This window comes from Glycomyces sp. L485 (assembly GCF_022548875.1).
Taxonomy (GTDB): Bacteria; Actinomycetota; Actinomycetes; order Mycobacteriales; family Micromonosporaceae; genus Glycomyces.
Map to the genome: position 1 here is coordinate 169,602 of NZ_JAKZEW010000004.1, position 20,409 is coordinate 190,010.

General features: G+C 71.1%; 9 protein-coding genes. All 9 read right to left on the reverse strand.

Annotated features, from left to right (window positions below; all coding sequences use genetic code 11):
* Window positions 1–132: 132 nt before the first annotated feature.
* Window positions 133–2,055: a hypothetical protein gene (locus tag L0U85_RS04430; RefSeq protein WP_241376546.1), complete on the reverse strand. Its 1,923-nt coding sequence runs from the start codon at window positions 2,053–2,055 to the stop codon at window positions 133–135.
* A complete protein-coding gene (locus tag L0U85_RS04435) occupies window positions 2,052–3,176 on the reverse strand; it encodes a VWA domain-containing protein (RefSeq protein WP_241376547.1) in 1,125 nt (374 codons plus the stop codon). Before L0U85_RS04435 ends, L0U85_RS04430 begins: the two co-directional genes overlap by 4 nt.
* Window positions 3,173–5,464, reverse strand: a complete 2,292-nt coding sequence (locus tag L0U85_RS04440) for a DUF5682 family protein (RefSeq protein ID WP_241376548.1) — start codon at window positions 5,462–5,464, stop codon at window positions 3,173–3,175. The genes L0U85_RS04435 and L0U85_RS04440 overlap by 4 nt, the downstream gene beginning before the upstream one ends.
* Window positions 5,465–5,469: 5 nt before the next feature.
* Complete coding sequence (locus tag L0U85_RS04445; protein WP_241376549.1) at window positions 5,470–6,558, reverse strand: AAA family ATPase; 1,089 nt, start codon at window positions 6,556–6,558, stop codon at window positions 5,470–5,472.
* Between the two features lie 9 nt (window positions 6,559–6,567).
* On the reverse strand, window positions 6,568–9,105 hold the full coding sequence (locus tag L0U85_RS04450; RefSeq protein ID WP_241376550.1) for a DUF4132 domain-containing protein: 2,538 nt from the start codon (window positions 9,103–9,105) through the stop codon (window positions 6,568–6,570).
* Window positions 9,106–9,310: 205 nt separating this feature from the next.
* The gene (locus L0U85_RS04455) at window positions 9,311–12,574 is read right to left on the reverse strand and encodes a DUF4132 domain-containing protein (RefSeq protein WP_241376551.1); all 3,264 of its coding nucleotides are present in this window, start codon (window positions 12,572–12,574) and stop codon (window positions 9,311–9,313) included.
* 40 nt (window positions 12,575–12,614) lie between these two features.
* Window positions 12,615–15,941: a DUF4132 domain-containing protein gene (locus tag L0U85_RS04460; RefSeq protein ID WP_241376552.1), complete on the reverse strand. Its 3,327-nt coding sequence runs from the start codon at window positions 15,939–15,941 to the stop codon at window positions 12,615–12,617.
* Window positions 15,942–15,952: 11 nt separating this feature from the next.
* A complete protein-coding gene (locus L0U85_RS04465; protein WP_241376553.1) occupies window positions 15,953–19,279 on the reverse strand; it encodes a DUF4132 domain-containing protein in 3,327 nt (1,108 codons plus the stop codon).
* 64 nt (window positions 19,280–19,343) lie between these two features.
* Window positions 19,344–20,330: a heme o synthase gene (locus L0U85_RS04470; RefSeq protein ID WP_241376554.1), complete on the reverse strand. Its 987-nt coding sequence runs from the start codon at window positions 20,328–20,330 to the stop codon at window positions 19,344–19,346.
* Between the last annotated feature and the right edge of the window lie 79 nt (window positions 20,331–20,409).

A 20,409-nucleotide genomic window follows, 5' to 3' on the forward strand; every position in this document is an offset into this window, starting at 1 on the left:
GCTCGTATGAACGATGCCGACGGCCGAATTCGGGGACGTTGTCGCCCCGGTCGTTCGCGTGGCTGGAGAGAAAAGCACTGCAAGCTTATGGCTTGCCGGCTTCGCTGAGATCGGGATTACCCAGGAATCGGGTCATTGTAGCTCAGCGGTCACCAGTATTCGGACGGCGGTATCGTTCCAGGCCTGAATCTTGACATTGTCGTCATCCTCCCCAAGCGACTTGGAAAGCATAGCAAGAACGCTCGCGGACTTTCGAAGACCAACCCGATACAAGGATTCAGCCGCTGATTCTATGGCTCTACGGGAGGGTTCGCGGGCGTGGCTCAGCCCCCGGTGGGCCAGATCCGCGCAGGCGTCGACCGCGGTTTCGAGCGCCGAGGCGACCGGGTCCGCCGCTGAGGCGGTGACGGCGGCGAAGCCGGCGGAGTCGTCGCCGGGGGCCAGGTCGGGCACGACCGGGCCGTCGGCGGCCAGGATCGCGGTCGGTTCGACGACCAACCCGCCGCGCTGACGGCTCACGGCCCCGGCGAGGGCGGACGGTTCGCGGCCGAGCGCGTCTTCGACGGCCTCCAGCGCGCCTGGGGCGGCGGCGCTGTAAGCCGCGCGCACCAGCGCCCTGCCGCCGCCAGGAGCGGTGATGGCGGCCTCAACGCGCTGGGCGGCCGGGTCGTAGCCGATCGACTCGACCTTCTCGACGGCTATCACGCGCACCAGTTCGGCGGCGACGCGCGGGCGGATCAGGGTCGGCGGCAGGGCGTCGAGCCGTTCGGTCAGCGCGTCGAGGTCGGTGACGCGCAGGCCGGCGGGCAGGTCGTCCCAGGACCGGCCGAGCGGGAGTACCTGGGTCTTGGCCAGGCGGCCGTTGCCGAGCCTGAGCGATCGGGCGGCGGTGCGGCTGGCGGCCTCGGAGACGACGTTGCCACCGGCCATGGCGCCGATACGGCAGCCGGCCAGACGCCGCCCGGCCAGGTCGTGCCCGGTGAGTCGGCCGCTCTCGGGAAGCTCCCAGTCGCGTTTGACGGTCAGTACCATTCCGGTCTCGGGCTGGGCGAAGTACAACTCGACGGTGCGCCGGTCGCCCTCGGTGCCGACGCGGCAGCCCATGCCCGTCAGCCGCAGCAGGGTCAGCGGGGTCTCGGCGGCCTCGTCGCTGCCGAGGATCGCAGCGTTGGGGGTGCCCGAGTCGGATCGTCCGGCGCGCTCGCGGGCGGGGATCTCGGCGAGCAGGGCGGCGAGCCGCCGCTGGTCGTAGGCGGCAGACCGGTCGTGATAGCGCTCAAGCTGGGCGATCAGGTCCGCGAGGGCTCCGGCGGGCCAGTGGAGGCGGCGGACCGTCAAGGCCTTGGCCTCGCGGGCGAGCGCGGCGCGAAGGACGGCGTCGGCGCCCTCGACGCCGCCGAGGAGGACTCTCCGGGCCAGATGGACCGCCGCGTCCAGGTCGTCGGTGCGGGAGCGGCCGCCGACGCTGATCGTTTGCGGCGCTTCGCCTTCGGCCCGCTCGGCCTCGCGGAAGGCCCAGACGGCCTGGACGATGCCGGACTCGCGGGCCGGTCCGGTGGCGTCGGTGTGGACGTAGCCGAGGCCGGGCACCAGGAAGGAGACGGTGCAGGCGGGCAGCTCGGCGACGGCGGGCCGGTCGGGACCGGGCCAGGTCAGGCGCGTGGTGTATCCGGCGCGGCGGGCCTTCTCGGCGGCGGCCATGGCGTGGCGGCCGTAGGCCTCGCGCAGTTGGTCGTCGGTGATCGCGGCGGGAGAGGCGACCTCGGTCTCCCCGGTCCCCTCGTGCTCGCGCTGGTAGGCCAGGACGGCGCCGACGCGGTGGCGGCACTTCGAAGGGGCCGGGCAGGTGCAGGTGGCGGCTTCCATGCCGCCGTGGGCGGGCAGGGCGGTCTCAGTCCGGTCGGGAAAGGTCGCGCGGACCGTCCCGTCCGGATCGGTCTCCAGGAGCGGGGCGGTCCCGGCGTCGAGTTCCTTGGCGGCGCGCTTGACCAGGCCGCGGTTGGCCAGCGCTGCGAGGCTGTCGGCGGTGAGGGCGAGGAGGTCGTCTCTGATCACGTTCCGTGCCTTTCGGCGACGAACTCGGCGAGGTGGGCGGGGGTCATGGCCCCGACATGGGCGCCGAGGGCGGCCATGCGCCCGGCGAGGTCGCGGTGGTAGTCGGGATCGGCCTCTTCGTCGAGTGCGGCCAGTCCGAGTACCTGGGTGCCCTGTTCGCACAGTTGCTTGACGGTGTGCAGGAGCCGGCGCTCGCTGCCGCCCTCGTAGAAGTCGGTGACGACGGCGACGATCGCGCGGCGGGGGTTCTCGACCAGGCCGGAGGCGTAGTCGACGGCGCGGGCGATGTCGGTGCCGCCACCGAGCTGGACCTTCATGAGCAGCTCGACAGGGTCGTCCACTTCGGAGGTGAGGTCGACGACGTCGCTGTCGAAGGCGACCAGGTGGGTTTTCAGGCCCGGCAGGGCGTACAGGCATGAGGCGGTCACCGCGGAGTGGATGACCGATCCGGCCATCGACCCGGACTGGTCGACCAGCAGGATCAGTTGCCACTGTTCGAGGCGCCTGGCGGTGCGAGAGTGGAAGTAGGGCCGTTCGATGGCGACCCGGCGATCCTCGGGCCGGTAGTGGGCGAGGTTGGCCCGCAGGGTGCGGCGAAGGTCGAAGTCGCGGGCGCGGCGGTGGTGGCTGGGGCGGCGGGCGCGGCTGCCGGTGAATGCGGTGCGCACCTCGACCGAGAGCTTCTCGACCAGCTGCCGGACGACCTCGGAGACGATGCGGCGGGCGGCGGCAAGCACTTCGGGGTTCATCAGGTGCTTGGTTCGCAGGACGGCTTTGAGCAGGGCCGGGTTCGGATCGATCCGGCCGAGTATTTCGGGATCGGTGACGACGTCGTCGATCTCGTAGCGCTCGATGGCGTCGCGTTCGAGCCGTTCGACGGTCTCCTTGGGAAAGAGCCGGTGGATCTGATCAATCCAGTCCACAGTGGTGACGATGGAGGGTCCGTCGCCGCCTTCGCGCGTGCCGCCGCGGCGGACGTCTCGCCTGTCGAGGTCGCCGTCGCGGCTGTAGAGCCAATCGAGGGCGGCGTCGCGGGCGGCGGCCCGCTCGCCCAAGGCGCCGGTGTGCCGTTCGGCGGCGGGCCCTAGGACCAGCCGCCAACGTTCCAGGTCTGCGCTCACTGTCGCTCCTCCGTTGCGGCGAATAGGTGTTCACGTTCGAGGACGGTGTCGACGCGGGCTTCGAGGGCGTGGGAGGCGGCCTGGACCACCGGGTCGACGTCGTGGCGGGCGAGCAGGTCGCGGCCCGATCCGGGCGCGCCGCGCCGCTCGACGACCCGCTCGGCGATCTGCGCGCGTTCACGCGGGGGGAAGTGCCCGAATGCCTGGCGCAGCGCGGGCAGCGCCTCCAGGAACTCCGATTCGGACATGTCGCCGACGAGCTCGTCCACGGCGGCGACCACGCCGCCGTCGTCGGCCTCGGCCAGGACCTCTTCGCGCGCGACCGCGAACAACCCGGCGAGCCAGTCGCCGAGGCGGCCGGGGGCGCCGGCGCTCGCGGCGGCCTCGTCCGCCTCCGGTGGGGCCCCGAGGGACCAGGCCAGGCCGGCGGCCGCTCCGCGCAGGTCGGGCGGGGCCTGGCCGTCGCGGGCGATGCGTCGGCCCGTGTCGGCCACCGATCCGGCCGGAGGTGTCAGGTGCGGGACGTGGCGGACCGCGTCGCGAACCGCGCACAAGGCTTCGAGGCGCCCGGCGTGCGCCGGGCCGGGCCCGGCGTGGAGACCCTCGGCCAGCCACAGCGCGCGGTCGGTGCACCGACCGATGACCGCGGCGTACAGGTCGCTCCCGGCGGTGCCGAACAGGTGGTCGTGCCGCCACAGCGCCAGCGCGACGGCCAGTGCCTTCCCGACCGCGGCGAGCTCGGGTGAGGCGGCGACCGCGGCCTCAACAGCCGGTCCGAGCCGGTCGGTGAGGCGGGCGCGGCCGCACAGCGCGGCCCCGAACAGGTTGGCCGCCAACGCCTCCAGATCGCCGTCGGCGCCGCCGATGCGGCGTTCGAGGACGTTCTGGGCGGCGTCGCCGAGGGTGGCGCCGTAGGCGCCGGCTTCGATGAGGGCTGAGCGGCGGCCGTCGTGGTCGCGGATCTCCCACTGTTCGCTCGCGGTCACCTCCATGCCCTCCGCGGGGCCCTCCTCGCGGCTGAATCCGGGGACGGCCAACATGCTGAGGCAGTGCATGGCGCGGCTGCGTTCGAGGTCGAGCGGGTCGGTGAGGTCGATGCGGACGGCTCCGGGGCTGTCGAGTCCGAGCCGCTCCAGGGCCGCTTCGACGTCGGCGACCAGGGGCGGCGCGGGCGTGTCGGGGTGGAGGCGGCCGACACGGGCACCGGTGAGGGCGGCGGTCATCTCGACGACGACGGGGTGAGTGCCGGGGGTGAGGGTGCCGCGCCTGGTCCACGGCAGGGGCTGTTCGAGGTCGTCGCTGATGAGGGCGCCGGCCAGGCCGTCAAGCAGGTCGGTTCGGCCGGGCCGGTCGTGGCCGCGCAGGCGGGCCAGGCCGTCGGTGAGGGCTCTCGCGCCGATCAGATCCGATGTGGATACGATCTGGTCACGTCCGCGCAGGCGGGTCGCGATGAGTTCGACCAGGGCGTCCGCGGCGGCCTGGGGGCCGTCTTCCCACAGCCGCTGGTAGTACTCGGGCGAGGGCATCCCGGACTGGTATCCGGCGAAGGCGTCGAGCCGTTTGAACGAGTACGGCACCAGGAAGCCGCCGACCTCGGCGCCCTCGGGCGGCAGGGGCACCGCGGGCCGGTCGGCCGGGCCCCGGTCTGCCAGGCGGCGCAGGGCCGGGGCGTGGAAGCCGCCGCAGACGACCACGACCGGTCCGTCGGTCTCGGCCAGGGCGGCGCGGATCCACGCGGCCATATGGGTCTCGCGCTCGGTGTCGGCCTCGTCGGCGGCGGCCTCGCCGCGCAGCAGCTCGAAATAGGCGTCGAGCCGTTCGGCGAGGCCGTCCGGGTCGGCGACCTCGACCAGGTGGTCCCACAGGGCGTCGGAGTTGTCGACGGCGAGTTCGCGGCACAGCCGCTCGGTCGCCTCACCGTAGCGCCTCTCGGCGTCGGAGTAGCGGTTCTCGATCCCGGCGAAGGCGTCGTGCCAGGCGGGCAGGTCGATGAACCGGACCTCGGCCCCGGCCCGGCGGGCGGCCGCGAGGGCGATCCACTCGGGTGAGTAGTCGCAGAACGGCGTCCAGGTGCGCCGCATGTCGCCTTCGGTGCCGGTGTAGGAGTAGATCGCCACGGGCAGCGCGTGGTCGAGGGCGAGCTCGTCGAGCCGGTCGTTGAAGTCGGCCGGGCCCTCGATGAGCACCGCGGCGGGCCGGAGCCGTTCGACCGTGTCGGCGACCAGGCGCGCGCAGGCCGGCGAGTGGTGGCGCACGCCGAGTATGTGCAGTCGGTCTCGGGAAGACATGAGCATCAGCCCGGCAGCAGTGCACGCGCCTGGTGCAGGTCTCGCCAGTGCTCGCCTTTGTGCTTGGGCGCGCGCTGTTCGAGGTAGCGGCGAAGTCTGGCGAGGTCCTCGCGGTTGTCCTTGGCGGCGGCCCCGGCCATGCAGTCGACGATGTCGCCGGCCGCGGCCCGGCCGCCGCGCAGATACCAGGCCTTGATGCCGACGGCGTGGGCGACCGAGACGGCCTCGGCGGTGGACATGACCGACTGCATCCGGCCGCCGGCGTCGTCGCCGCTGCGCAGGTCGCGGAAGACCCGCACCAGCACTTCCAGGACGTCGCGGCTCGGCGGCGCCGGCACCCCGGAGCGCTCCAGGGCGGCGGCGGCCTCGGCCTCGACCAGGTCGAGCTCGGTGGCGAAGTCCGCGATGGGGAAGACCGTCTCGAAGTTGAAGCGGCGCTTGAGCGCCGCGCTCATCTCGTTGACGCCCCGGTCGCGGGTGTTGGCGGTGGCGATGATGTTGAAGCCCTCGCGGGCGAACACCATGTTGTCGCCGCCTTCGAGTTCGGGGACGGCCAGGACGCGGTCGGACAGGGGCGACAGCAGCGAGTCCTGGACTTCGAGGGGGCAGCGGGTGATCTCTTCGAAGCGGACGAGGCGACCCTCGGCCATGCCGCGCAGCAGCGGCGCGGGCACCAGTGCGCGCTGGGTGGGGCCCTCGGAGACCAGCAGGGAGTAGTTCCACGAGTAGGCGATCTGGTCCTCGGTCGTGGAGGCCCCGCCCTGGATGGTGAGCGTGGAGTCGCCGCAGACGGCGGCGGCGATGAGCTCGGACAGCAGCGACTTGGCGGTGCCGGGGTCGCCGACGAGCATCAGCCCCCGGTTGGTGGCCAAGGTGACCAGTGCCCGGTCGATCAGGGACGGGTCGCCCACGAACTTGCGGCTCACGCCGAGCCTGTCGTCGCCGACCACGAACGCGCGGGCGGCCTGGAGGCTCAGTGCCCACCCGGGCGGGCGCGGGGCGGAGTCGTCGGCGGCGAGCTTCGCGAGTTCGTCGGCGAATCGCTGTTCGGCGGGGGGCCTTTGGAGTTTCGGCTCGGTGGAGTTGTCGATCATGTCGGCTTTCTAATTCGCGATGCGGGTGTCGGCGAGCTCGGCGAGCTGGCAGAGGATCTCGGAGGCGGTCAACGGATCGACTTCGGGCGGCCACCGGTGTTCGCGGCCGTGTCGGTACCATCCGTAGTCCTCGAAGTCGGACAGCTTGACCGAGGTCAAGGTCTGCTCGGGGAACTCCGCGGGGCGACCGATGGCGAAGCCCGGTTCGAGTTGGACGCAGACGTATCCCCCGGCGGGAAGTCGGCGCCCGATGCCGGGCTGGTGGCCGTTGTCGACCGGGGCCGCCCGGTGCCACCCGTGCTTCTCCAGGCGCAGGACCCTGCCCACGTCGACGGTGATCCCTTCGAAACGTTCGAGCCGTCCGGTGGCGATCTCCGCTTCGGTGAGCGCCATGACCGGTCGCGACAGCTGCTCGAACGGCTGCAGGATCTCGTAGTCGGCGAACACCTCGCTCCACTCGCGGCACTCGTCGCCCATGTGGAGCGGGTGGCCCAGGCGGATGACGGTGCCCGCGTCCAGCGTCAGGTCGTTCTCGTCGGAGTCGGTGAGCGTGCGGTCTTCGGCGATCCGGAAAGCGGTCTGCTCGCCGTCGGCCTCGGCGAGCCACACCAGCCGCCGCGCCAAGTGCCACACCAGCGGATGGCCGACGAAGTACCGCTCGAACTCCGGCTTCGACCAGGTACGCCCGTCGACCATGGCCCGCTCAAGACGTTTCACCTGGTCGGAAGCCACGGTTCGGAGGTCCTTCCTCAACTGGGTGAAGCGCCTGTAGGCGGCTTCGGCCACCTCGGCGTCGTCTCGGGCTCCGGGCTTCGGCAGGCTCTTGCGGCGTTTTCCGGCCGAGTCGGTGACGAACGGTTTGAGCTGCTCGTCGAAGCCGACCGTGAAGCGGCGGGGTCCGTAGTCGATCACCAGGCTGGAGGCGTCGTCGAGGCCGAAGTCCGGCACGAGGCGGTCGCCGAGTTGCTCGGCGCTGAGGCCGAGGCCGGCAGCGATGGCGGTGACCTGGCGGCCCGCCTCCCGCTTGAGGCCCTGGAACTTGACCTTCTGCGAGATGCCGTGGATCGCGCGCAGCGCCGTCTCGGATCCGATCGCGCCCAGCAGTTCCAGTCCGAGGACGGCCCGCTTGTGGTGGCTCTCCCCCGGCCACTCCCTGATCATCGGGGTCAGACGCGCCACGAGGTCGTCGTCGGCGAAGCACCGCAGCTGGGTGAACGCCCACTTGTCCCTCGCCGGTCCGCCCGCGTGAAGCCAGAGTTCGAACAGCTTCCAGGAGAAATGCTTCAGGGACCCGAGGTCGCATTCTCGGGCCACGGCTTCGATCGTGTCGTTCGGTCCGGTCAAGCCGGCGACGGCCAGTTCGTTGAGGAGGTGATCGACGGCCACCAGGGGCAGGGCACTCTCGCCTCCTCGCAGAAGCACCTGCGGCAGCAGCGCCGGATTCGCCCAGGGTCCGGCTGCCGGATCGGGCCGCGAAGGCGAGGCGACCGCCTCCGGAAGGGCCTCGGCCGGGGCGTCCGGAACCAGTTCCAGACCCTCGACGAGCTCGGTGATCCGCGCCTGGTCCTTGTCGCTCAGGTGATGGAACGCGACTTCGAGCAGGGCCGGGTCGGATCGCACCACTCCGGTCAGGAGTGCCCGGTCCGCGGGCGAGGCGCCGGGTGCCAGCGCCGCGGCCGCGCGGAGCATCCGGGTGGGGAACCGCTTGACCGACTCCAGCGCAAGGCTCCTCGCGTCGAACGACGCGATATCGCTCAGCAGTGCCGCCATGGCATCGTCGGAGGGAAGCACCGAGAGGGCCGTCAGCAGCAGCAGGCGTTGCTCGCCTTGACCGTACTCCCGAAGGGTCTTCTCCAACACCGGAACGCAATCTGCGCCGAAACCTTCGACCATGGCTGCCAAGCGCGGCTTGGTGATGATGTGGTGGTGCAGCTTCGTCCTGCCTGACGCGGCGAGCTGGTCGGAAGTGGTGATGATCGACAGCAGCCATTTGTCGAGAAGGGTCATCTTGTACTCCGCGCAGGCCTGCTCGACCCATGCCTCCTGGTCGGGCATGAGGTAGGCGGTGGCGAAGCGTTTGATGGGGCTGCCACGGTGCTCGGCGAGCGACTCCGCCAGGGCGACGTATTCGTCGTCGGTGGCGCCCGCGAGCAGTGACCGCAGGTGGATGAGGTCCTCGAGCTGGCCGTCCCAGTAACTGGTCGTGGGCTCGAACAGCTCCGGGACGGCACGTCGATTCGGACCGGCGTGCTCGAGCGGCACCACAGCGGCCACGCCCAGTGCCTCCACGGCCGCTCGGAATGCGAACTCAGTGCCGAATTCGGCGCGCCAAGCGCAGAAATGCGACCGCAGTCTCTGGGGGCCCCCGTACACGTTTCCGTGGGAGCCGTCGGCAACCCGGTACCGACGGTTCTTGTCGCTGTTGGCCAGCGCCCTGATCACTCCGGCTCCGAGCGGGTCCGGCCGGCCGTCGAGGCAGGCCACACCGGCCGAAGCGTACGGCTCGTTGCGCGGATCGGCCAGTGCGACTCGGATATCGTCCTCCATCGATGCGATGATTCGGCGAATCCGTGAGGGAGCCGATTCGTCGGGTTCGATCGGCCCGGAGGAGGATCCTCCGCGCCGTCTCGATGTGGCGGCCTTCCATCGCGAGGGCAGTTGGATTCGGTTCTCGTCCGGCAGTTGCGCATCGGGGTGATTCATCGCCACCAGATTAGGCGGCGGGTGCGACACCGCGGCCTTTCGAACACCGTCATCCGACACCGGTGGCACTCGCGAGCGGGACGAGGGCCTCAGAGGCCGCGACCGGGTCGATCGGGGTTCGCCCGCCGTGCCGGTGCAGTCGCACGGAGTCGACCTTCTGCTCCGGGAACTCGTGAACGTCGCGGACTGTGATGCCGGGGGTCAGCCCGATCTCCAGATGGCCCGCGTCGCCGAGATCGCGGGTCATTTCAAACTCCATGCCCCCGTCGCCGACGCAGCCTCGTTCCCAGCCCTTGCCGGTCAGCCCCAGCAGCGATCCGACCGATACCGCGGCGCCCTCGAATCTGGTGAGGCGCCCGGTCTCCAGTTCCTCCGGGGTGAACGCCTCGACCGGCCGGGCGAGCTGTTCGAAGGGCTGGAGGAGTTCGTAGTCGGCGAAGATCCCGGCCCAGGTCTCGACCTGGTCTCCCAAGTGGACGGGATGGGCCAGGCGGATCGTCGCGTCGTCGGGGAGCCTCAGCTCGTTCTCGTCGACGTCGGTGCGGCTGCGGTCCTCGGCCATGCGGAACGCGGTCGTCTCTCCGCCATGATCGGCCACCCACACCAGGCGGTGCGTGAGATGCCGTACCAGGGCATGGTCGACCAGGTGGCGGTCGAACTCGGCCTTCGTCCAGGTCCGTTGGCGGACCATGGCCAGCTCCAGGCGCTCCACCAGGTCGGAGGCGACCGTTCGGACCTCTTTCTTGAGCCTGGTGAACCGTTTGCGGGAGGACTCGGCGATGCCGGCGTCGTCGCGGACTCCGGGTTTGGGGAGGGCCTTGCGGGCCTTGCCGTCGGAGTCGGTGATGATCGGCTTCAGCTCCTCGTCGAAGCGGACCTCGAACCGGCGGGGACCGTAGTCGTACACCAGCGCGGACTCCTCGCCGATCCCGAAGTCGGGGACGAGGCGGTCGGCGAGCTGTTCGGAACTCAGGCCGAGTCCAGCGGCGATCGCCTCGATCTGCTCCCGCGCAGTCCACTTGAGATTCTCGTACCTGACCTTCTCGGAGATGCGGTGGATTGCCCGCAGGGCCGTCTCGGTTCCGATGACGCCGAGCACTTCGAGACCCGCGACGGCACGCTTGTGCAACTTGCGGCCCGGCCACTCGCAGATGAGCGGCACGAGCGCGCGGACGGTGTCGTCGTCCCCGAAGTGGGCGAGCTGGGCGAGCGCCCACGAGTCCTCGACGGGGGCGCCGACGGCCAGCCACTGCTCGAACAGCGCCCAGCAGAACCGTGCGAGCGATTCCGGGTCGCAGTGCTCGGCCACGACGTCGATCCCGGCGTACCGGTAGTGGGGCGCGGCGATCGCCAGGACGGTCACGAGATGCCCGACCGATCGGTCCGGCAGTGCGCGCTCACGGCCTTTGAGCAGCACCTGCGGCAGGACCGCAGGCGCGGCCCAGGCGCCGACCCCGGGGGCCTTGCCGCCGAACGGCTCGAGCGGGTCGCGCTCGGCCAAGGGCCTGATCGCCTCGACGGCGGCCTCGCCGTACCGCGCCGCTGCTTCGAGCAGCAGTTCCGGTCCCCGCCGGTGCCGCAAATAGTCCAAAGTGGCCTCGGCGGCCCGGCGGGCCTTCCTGGCCCTGCCGAGCGCGTCCGGAATGAGAAGGATCGCCGCGTCGGCGGCGTGCCGGTCGAGCCAGGCGAGGGCCGTCGGGCGGAGGGCCTTGAGGCGGACCAGCGAGTCGGCCGCCATCCGGGCCGCCTCCGGGTTGGACAGTGGAAGCAGGACCTCGCGCAGTGCCGCGTTGGGCTGCACCAGCTCGGTGATCTGCGGTGCGACGTCGAGTCCGAATCGGGCGAGCACCTGCTTGAGTTCGTGCGCGCTGGGGTACCAGGCCCGGCCGTCCCATCGGGCGGCCATGGGCTTGGCGAGTTCGTCGGGGGCGAAGGCGAGGAAGTCGAGTCGTTCGGTGTAGTCGCGCTCGTCCCATCGAGCGGCTTCGGCCCGCCACTGGTCGATGTCCCGTTCACGGCGCGGGTACTTGGGTTCCCACTGGTCCCGTTCGCCTTCGGCCCACACGATCCGGTTCACAGGGAGCGGGTCCAGTCCCTCCAGCACGGCCGGTTTCGCCTTCGGCCTCGGTCGCTCCCACGGCGGTGCGAGCAGCAGTTCCGGGATCTCTTCGGGTGCCGCCTCCGGGACTGGCCTCGCGTCGCCGGTCAGCGGTTCGAGCGCGTCGCGTGTTCCCTGATCGAGGGCCGGGAGCGCGGACTCGACCAGGTTCGGGTCGGACCGCAGCACGGTGGTGAGGAGTCTGCGCTGCTCACGCGTCGCCGCTGCGACCTTGGGCGCGATGGTCCGCAGGGCGCGGCAGGGGAAGCGGGCTGCCGCTTCGATCGCGGGGCCGACCGCCACCGGCGCGTCGAGGTCGTCGATGATCGCGGCCATCGCCTCGTCGGAGGGCAGCGCCGCCAGCGCCTGGTAGATCGGTTTCCAGCAGTCCGCGCCGCGGGACTGCGAGATCATTCCTCGCAGCATCGGGAGTGCGTCGATGCCCAGCCGGGCTGTCAGGTCGAGCGCGTCGGTCCTGCCGATCACGGTTCCGGCGAGCACGCTCTCGCCCGCCGCGTGCAGTTGTTCGGAGGTGGTGATCAGCCGGAGCAGGGCATTGGCGATGTGGGTGTCCCCGCGCCGGTCGCTCAGCTCGACGCACAGCTCGTCGATCCAGGTCTTCCGATCCGGCACGATCAGGCATGAGATGAGCCGCTTGACGGCGGTGCCGCGCCGCGCCGCAAGTGCCTCCAGCACCGCTTCGTACTCGGCGTCCGGGGCGGTTGCCACGACGGTCCGAATCGTTCCGAACTCGGCGTCTCTACGGGACCAGCGCCACCCGATGTCGTCGATCGATATATAGAAAAGGTAGTTGAAGCCGCCGCGGAAGTAGCGGGAGTCGACGGCGGCCAGCTCGATCACGGCGCTCGCGGCGAACGGGAGGCCGTAGTCCTCGGCCAGCCAGTCGAACAGCGGCCGCGGCGAGGTGCCGTTGCCGTAGTCCCGATTGATCACCGCTGCGACGACCGCGGCGCCGTAGGGATCGGGCTCGCCGTCGAGGAACGCCAGCGCGGGTGCGGCGAACGACTCGTTCTGCTCGAGATCCAATGTCCTGCGGACCTGGCCCTCGCGGTCGCGGAGGTCGGCGCGCATCTGGTCGGGTTTGAGCGCGACCCTTCTTCTGCTGCCGTCTCCTCTCCTGGCCCGGAGATGCCGTCTCCAGGATTCGGGGACGGCGAACTGGTCTTCATCGGGCAATGACAGGCTCGGCTTCATGTCGGAGAGCCTATGCGAGTCATACGACATCACTTCGCGATCATCCGTTCGATGACCGGTCCATTGTGAATCGCAGCAGGTCGGTGACGGCTTCGGAGGCGGCGACCGGGTCGACCTGGTCGCCGCGGAGCGGCCGGAACGCGGACCTGTGGCGGTTGGCGCTCCGCGCGAACCTGACCTCGGTCAGGTGGTAGGTGGCCCCGTGCACCGGCCAGGTGGTCTCGGGCCCTTCGGCGATCTCGACGATCAGGCGGCCCCCGCCGGGCAGCCGCCGTGACAGTCCCGCGCCCCTGCCGGGTTCGTCCCAGGCCAGGCCCGCGGTGCCGTGACGCCAGTCCCAGGCGCCGCCCGAGAGCAGACCCACCATGCTTACTCGACGACCGGCGAACCGGGTCAGCACTCCGGTGCGGCGCTCCTGCTCGTCGAGGACGTACGACGGGCGGGACAGCTGCTCGAAGGGCTGCAGGAGCTGATAGTCCAGCGCGGTCTCCAGCCAGGGGTCGAGTCCGTCGCCTAGCAGAGCGGGGTGGGCGAGCCGGACATCGACGTCGCCGGGGAGCGTCAGCAGCCGGTCGTACGCGTCGGCGTAGCCTTCGGACTCGTCGACCCTGAAGCCCAGCCACTGCTCTCCGGACCGGTTGGTCCAGATCAGACGCCTCGCGAGCGGGGCGATCACCGGATGTCCGAGGATGTTCCGTTCGAACTCGGCCAGGGTCCATGTGCGGCCGTCCAACATCGCTTCGCGCAGCCGCCCGGCCTGGACGTCCGCGGCCAGGCTCAGGGCCTTGGCCAGGCGGCGGTATCGCCCGCGGGAGGCCTGCGCGAGCGCGTCGTCGTCGCGCACGCCAGGTCGGGGCAGGGTGCGCCGCGCACGGCCCCGGTCGTCGACCACTCTCGAATTGAAATGCTCGTCGATCTCGATGTGGAAGCGGCGGCTTCCGTAGTCGAGCACCGTGGTCGCCGGATCGCGCAGGCCGAGGTCGGGTGCCAGGCGGTCCGCGAGCGACTCGACCGTGTCGCCTCGCTCGTCGGCGAGTCGGGCGACGAGTTCGCGGGCGTGCCTGGTGGTGGAGGGGAAGCGGTCGAGGCGGGAGATCCGGTAGAGGGTGTCGAAGGCGGTGTCGCCGCCGATGGCGGCGATCGCTTCGAGCGCGTCGAGCGACCAGCGCTGGTCGGGGCTCGAGGACCAGCGCAGGAGATGCGGCTCCAGCAGCTCCACTGTCGATCCGTCGCCGAAGCATCCCATCTGATGCACCACCCAGGAGTCGGACTTCGGCTCGTCCGAGGCAAGCCACAGTTCGAACAGCGCTCGGGAGAATTCGGCGAGCGACTCGCGCTCGCAGTGCTCGGCGAGTTCCTCGACCGGCATGTAGGGCACCTGCGGGGTCCACAGTGACAGTGCGGTGATGAGGTTCCCGACCGATTCTCTGGGCACGACGGCGTCGCCGCCGCGCATCACCACCTCAGGGAGTGCCGCGGGGTCGGCCCAGTCCTTCGGCGCCCGCACCGCCAGGCCGATCGGTTCGAGCGGATCGGCCTGCGACAGAAAGGAGGCCACGCGCTCCCCAACCTGGGTCCCGTAGCGGCCGGCCGCCTCGACGACGGCGCGGTCGCCGTGCCTGAACGCCAGGTACCGCAGCGCGGCCCACGCGCCGCGACGGGCGCGCGCGTCCTCGCCGACCGCGTCCGGCACAAGGAATTCGGCGGCCCGGAGGCCGTTCCGGTCGAGCCAGGCGACAGCCCCCTTCCTGCGGACCCTGAGGCGCACCAGCCAGTCGGCGGCGAGGCGGGCGGCCGATTCGCTGAGGATCGGGGTGAGGATCTCCGAGCGGATGTTCGGGTTCTCCCGCAGCCGCCGGACGGTGTCGTCGGCCACCTCCGCACCCCGGTGCGCGAGCCTGCCGAACAGGGCCGAGCCCACGTCCAGACCGCCGATGCGGGACGAGCCGACCGACATCTCCGTGCCCCAGTACTCCTCCTCGTCCCATTCCCAGCAATGCGGTTCGATCGACTTGGCGCGGGCGTACTCCTCGAACCTCCAGATGAGCTCGATCTCGCTGGGCGCCTTGAGGTCGGTGATCGGCTTCGTGCGGGGGCCGCGGCGTCGCCGAGGCCAGGGCGGGGCCGCGAGCAGGCGCGGCAGCCGCTCGGTCTCGGCGGCCGGGAGGCCCCGGCCCGCGGTGACCGCGCGCAGGGCCGCGTGTTCGGCCTCGGTCAAGGCCGACCGCGCCTCGGCCGATTCGAGGAGCTCGGGGCCGAGGTCGCGGGCCAGTCGCGCCCGCTCGATCGCCGACAGGCCCGGGGTCGATGCCGCGGCGGCCTTGGCGAAGCGGCCGGGGAATCGGGTCGAGGCGGACCGGACGGCGGCGCGCGCCTGCGGGTCGTCGCGGTGGGCGAGCAGCAGCGCGACCGCTTCGTCGCTCGGCATCAGCGCCAGCCCGTCGAAGATGACCCGGCGCCGAGGGGCGATGGGGAGCCGGCCGCGCAGCGGCGCTGTCAGGAACGGCAGGCAGCCGATGCCGAGGTGGTGGATCCACTCGGCGAGGACACGGCGGCACACGTACGGCGCGGGGATCCTCTCGGCGCCGCCGTCGAGCAGCCTTCCGGGGTCGGCCTTGATCGACAAGACGACCGACTCGGACGGACACCAGTCGGCCCCTTGGGATTGATCCTCCTCTCCGGCGTCGCGCACCCACTGGTCCTGGTCGGGCAGCAGCAGCGCCGCGACCAGGCGCCGCGATGTCGAGTTCCGCTGGGCGGCGGCGGCCGCGACCGCGGCGGCGTATTCGCCTTCTGGGGCCTGGGCGAGTGCGCTCTGCGCCTTGCGCAGCGCAGGGCCCTTGCCCACCCAGGGAGACTCGTACATGGAGGCGAAGAATGTCGCCTCGCCGATCAGGGGCAGGTCATGCTCCTCGTCGCCGGGCGGGTTCAGGTTCGGTCGGGCCTCATAGCCGATCTGGGCGATCGCGGCCGCCGCCGCGAACGGCAGGCCGAACTGTCCGGCCCAGGCCGACCAGATCTGCCAGTCGACGTCGTCGCGGTCGAGGTCGCACCATTCGGAGTGGTCCGCAAGCGCGGCCTTCCGGAGGATCAGTCCGACCGCCGCGGCGCCGAGCGGATCGGCCTCGCCGTCGAGGTAGGCGATTCCGGCGTCGGTGACGTAAGGGAGCGAACCGGGTTGGCGCAGTGCCTGCTCCAGCGCGGTCCGGTGCGCGGTGAGCCAGAGGCGGATCCGCGCCTCGGCCTCGGTGTCGGGACGGCAGTCGACTCGGACCTCGTTGCGCCGCCTGGGCAGCAGCAGTTCCCGCCATTGCTCGGGCAGCTCGATCCGGTTCTCGTCGGGAAGGTCGGTGATCGGGCGGGGCATGTCCTGGCTCCTCATGCGGTCTTTGTGATCCGCGCCAGCGCGGTGAGCACTTCGGATGCGGTGACGGGGTCGAGGTCGGTCGGGTGGGGATGCGATTCGCCGCACGCGGCCGACCGGTAGTCCTCGGCGTGCGACAGGTGGACCGACTCGACGGTCTGCAAGGGGAACTCCGAGACGTCGCCGGCGTAGATGCCGGGGTCGAGCGAGAGGAGGACGTATCCGCCGCCGGGCAGTGCGTAGCACACGCCCGGTTCGCATCCGGCGTCTTCGGGGGCGGCTCGCCGCCAGCCCCAGTGGGTCATGCCCAGGAGGCGGACCGCCTCGATCCGGGCGCCTTCGAAGCGGGTGAGCCGCCCGCTCTCCAGCTCGTCGGCGGTGAAGGCCATGACCGGGCGGTTGAGCTGGTCGAACGGCTGGATGATCTCGTAGTCGGCGAGGATCTCGGTCCAGTCGGTCAGGTCCTCCCCCAGTCTCGCGGGGTGTGCCAGGCTGATCGCCGCGTCCTCGGGCAGGTCGAACTCCTCCTCGTCGACGTCGGTGGGGCTCTTGTCCTCGGCGAGCCGGAAGGCGCGCCGGACGCCGCCGGACTCGGCCAGCCAGATCAGGCGGCGCGCCAGGTTCCACATCAGCGGGTGGTCGACGAAGAACTCCTGGAACTCCCCCGTCGTCCACCTCCGTCCAGAGACCATGGCCCGTTCCAGGCGCTCGATCTGGTCCTTGGCGACCGAGCGGAGGTCCTTCTTCAGCTGCGAGAAGCGCTTGTAGGCGGCCCCGGCGAGCTCGGCGTCGTCCTTGGCGCCGGGCTTGGGAAGGCTCTTGCGGGGTCTGCCGTCCATGTCGGTCACGTACGGCTTGAACTGTTCGTCGAGGCCGATCTTGAACTTCCGGGGTCCGTAGTCGAGGACCACACTCGACGCCTCGTCGAGCCCGAAGTCGGGGACGAGGCGGTCGCCGAGCTGCTCGGTGGTCAGGCCCAGTCCTTCGGCTATGGACCCGATCTGCTCGGTGGCCTTCTCCTTGAGGGCCTTGAACCTGACCTTCTGGGAGATGGAGTGGATCGCGGCGAGCGCTGATTCGGAGCCGATGGCGCCGAGGACCTCCAGGCCGGTCACGGCTCGTTTGTGCTGGCTCTGTCCGGGCCACCGGCGGATCATAGGGGTGAGGCGGCGGACGGCGTCGTCCCCGCCGAAGTGGGCCAGTTGGGTGAGGGCCCAGCCGTCCTTGGACGGTGCCTCGGCCGCGATCCATTGCTCGAACAGCGCCCAGGAGTATTCGGCGAGCGAGTCGCGGTCGCAGGTCGCGGCGACGACGTCGACCCCGGCGTAGGGGAAGCCGGGGGCGGCGACGGCTAGGACGGTGGTGAGGTGCCGGACCGACTCGGCCGGCAGCGCGGCCTCGCGGCCCTGCAGAAGGACCTGGGGCAGCATCGCGGGGTCGGCCCAGGCGGGAGGTTTGGGGATCTTGACGTCTACGGGGTCGAGCGGGTCGGTGTCGATCAGTGCGGTGACGGTTTCGGCGGCCGCCTCCTCGCCGTATTCCTTCGCGGCGGCGGTGACGTTCTCGGCGCCGCGGGTGGCGATCAGGTGGCGCAGGGCGGCGGCGGCTGCGGCGCGCGCCTGCTTGTCGGTGCCGAGGGCGTCGGGGATGAGCAGGTGCACTGCCGCCGGGCCGTGGCGGTCGAGCCAGCGCTTCGCGACCGGCCGCAGGGATTTGAGCCGGCGCAGCCAGTCGGCGGCGAGGCGGGCGGCCTCGCGGCTCCGGATCGGGAGGATCGCGGTGGCTATGTCGGGGCTGCGATTGAGGTGGGGCGTCAACCGGTCGAGGACGTCGGTTCCGAACCTGGACAGGATGCGTTTGGCCCGAGCCTCCGTGAGCCCGCCGGCCGAACCGTCCCACCGGTCGAGCAGCGGCGCCGCGAGGTCCGTCGGCGCACATGCGAAGAAGAAGGTGTCGTGCCCCGACCCGGAGTGCTTGTCGAAGCTTCGTATCCTGCGCATCCAGAAGTCGCGGTCGGCCCAGCGGAACTCGGCCTCCCCGATCACGGACCAGGACTCCTGTTCGCCTGCCTCCCAGACGAGCCGGTCCTCCAGGAACGGCGAGAGGATCCTGTACGCCGACCGTTTCCGCCTGCCCCGCGTCCACGGCGGTGCGACGAGCAGTTCCGGCAGTGCCTCGGTGGAGGCGTCCGGGACGCGGTCGGAGTCGTCGAGCAGTCCGGCGATGGCCTCCCGATCGGCCGGCGCAAGGCGCGGGAGTGCCGTGTCCAGCAGGCCGGGGGCGGCCCTCGCGAGGCCGGCGAGCCTGCCGCGCAGTGTCGCATCCGCATCTCGGGCCCGCACGGCGATGGTGCGCAGTGCCCGGTCCGGGAACCGCTCGGCCATGGCGAGCAGGGTCTTCTGGGCGCCGGGCATCGTCAGATGGTCGATCGTGAACTCGACGGCTTCATCGGTGGGGATCAGTCCGATGGCACGAAGCAGCAGGACGCGTGCGTCCTTGGACATCTCGGGCGAGCGCGTGAGGGTGTCGGCCAGGATCGGCAGGCTCGCGGACCCCATCCCGTCGACGAGCGCGGCGACGGTCCTCTCGGTGAGGTGGTAGCCGTCGATGTGCGTCCTCCGACTCGCCGCGACGTGTTCGGGAGCGGTCACCATGGTCCACAAGGCGCCCTCATGGCCGCCGACGGCGGGGAAGTCGGCGCAGGCCTCCTCGACCCACAGCGATTCGGTCGGCATGAGCTGTGCGGCGGCGAGCCTCCTGGCCGGATCGGTCCGGCGCTGGGCGAGGGCCGCGACCGCGGCCTCGTACTCGCTCTCGGAAGCCGAGGCGAGCAGCGATCTGATCCGGCCGATCCTGTCCGACGGGCGGTGCCAGCTCCATCCCAACCGATACGGTGCGTCCTCGCCGACGATCGTGTGGGCGATGCCCCTCTGCTCGTAGTCGGGGAACCAGTGCGTGATCGCCAGGGACTCGGTCGTCGCGGCGGCGGCGAAGTCGATGCCGTGCTCGACGGTCCAGGCGTCGAGGTGCTCGTTTCGACGGTCCCGTTCGATGCAGTAGTCGCCCTTGGCCTCGAGCAGCAGCATCACCACCGCGGCTCCGGCCGGGTCGGGATCGCCGTCGAGGTGCGCGGTGGCGGCCGCGGCGACGGCCTGATTGTCCGGCTGGGCGAGGGCCGCGTCGAGGTCGCCGCGGTTGCGGGCGATGCGGCCGGCGATCAGCGCGGGCGCGGCGGCGTCGAGGACGATCTCGGGCCCGGTGCGCCTGCCGCGCCACGGCAGCAGGTGGTTGGTCCATTCGGCGGGCAGTCGCGGGGCGTGATCCGTGTCGGGGTTCTTCATGCGCGAAACAATAAACGCCCGCTGCGACAGTTCGCGGCGGGCGTCAGCGGCTCAAGTCCTTGGCCTACATGATGAACGAGTCGATCGCCAAGGTCAGGAACAGCAGGGTCAGGTAGCTGGTGGACCAGTGGAACAGCCGCATCGGCCTGGGGTCCTCGCCGCGGTTGACGCGTCCGAGGAGCTTGTGCGCCTCCAGGACGAACAAGCCACCCGCGATGACGGCGACGACCAGGTAGAGCCAGGTCGAGCCGAGCCAGAACGGGATCACCGAGACGGCGAGGGTCAGCCAGCCGTAGACGACCGACTCGACCGCGACGCGCTTGGCGGGGGCGACGGCCGGGAGCATCGGGATGCCGGCGGCGGCGTAGTCGTCCTTGAACTTCATGGCCAGCGCGTAGAAGTGCGGGGGCTGCCACAGGAACACGACGGCGAACAGCACCCATGCCATCCAGGACATGTGGCCGGTGACGGCGGCCCAGCCGATGAGAACCGGCGCGGCGCCGCAGGCCCCGCCCCACACGGTGTTGTAGGGGGTGGTGCGCTTGAGCCAGATCGTGTAGACGACGTCGTAGTAGACGATCGCGCCGAAGGTGAGGGCGGCAGCGAGCGGCCCGACCACGGCCCACATGCCGGCGACGGCGATCGCGCCGATGACGAGTCCGAAGATCAGGGCGTTCTTCGGCGGGATCTCCTGCTTGGCCAGGGGGCGGCGCGAGGTGCGCCGCATGAGCTGGTCGATGTCGCGGTCGATGTAGCAGTTGATGGCGTTGGCCGAGCCGGCGGCGAGCGCGCCGCCGACGATGGTGGCGACGACCGCGGCCAGGGACGGCAGCCCGTCGAACTCCTGGCGGGCGGCGACGAGCATGGCCGGGACGGTGGTGATGAGGAGGAGCTCGACGATGCGCGGTTTGGTGAGCGACACGTAGCCCGCGATGCGGGAGCGCAGGTTCGGCTCCCCGGAGTCCTGGAGGGTCTCGGCGGGTACTTCGATTCGGGGTCGGGCGGCGGGCGTCGGGGGAACGGCGGCAGCTCGGGTCGGGTGCTCGTTCATCACGGCCCACAGTACGGGCAGTGAGGCCGCGGTCTGGGGCCGGGGCGATGGTCGCTACCTGCGTCTATGGGAGAGCGGT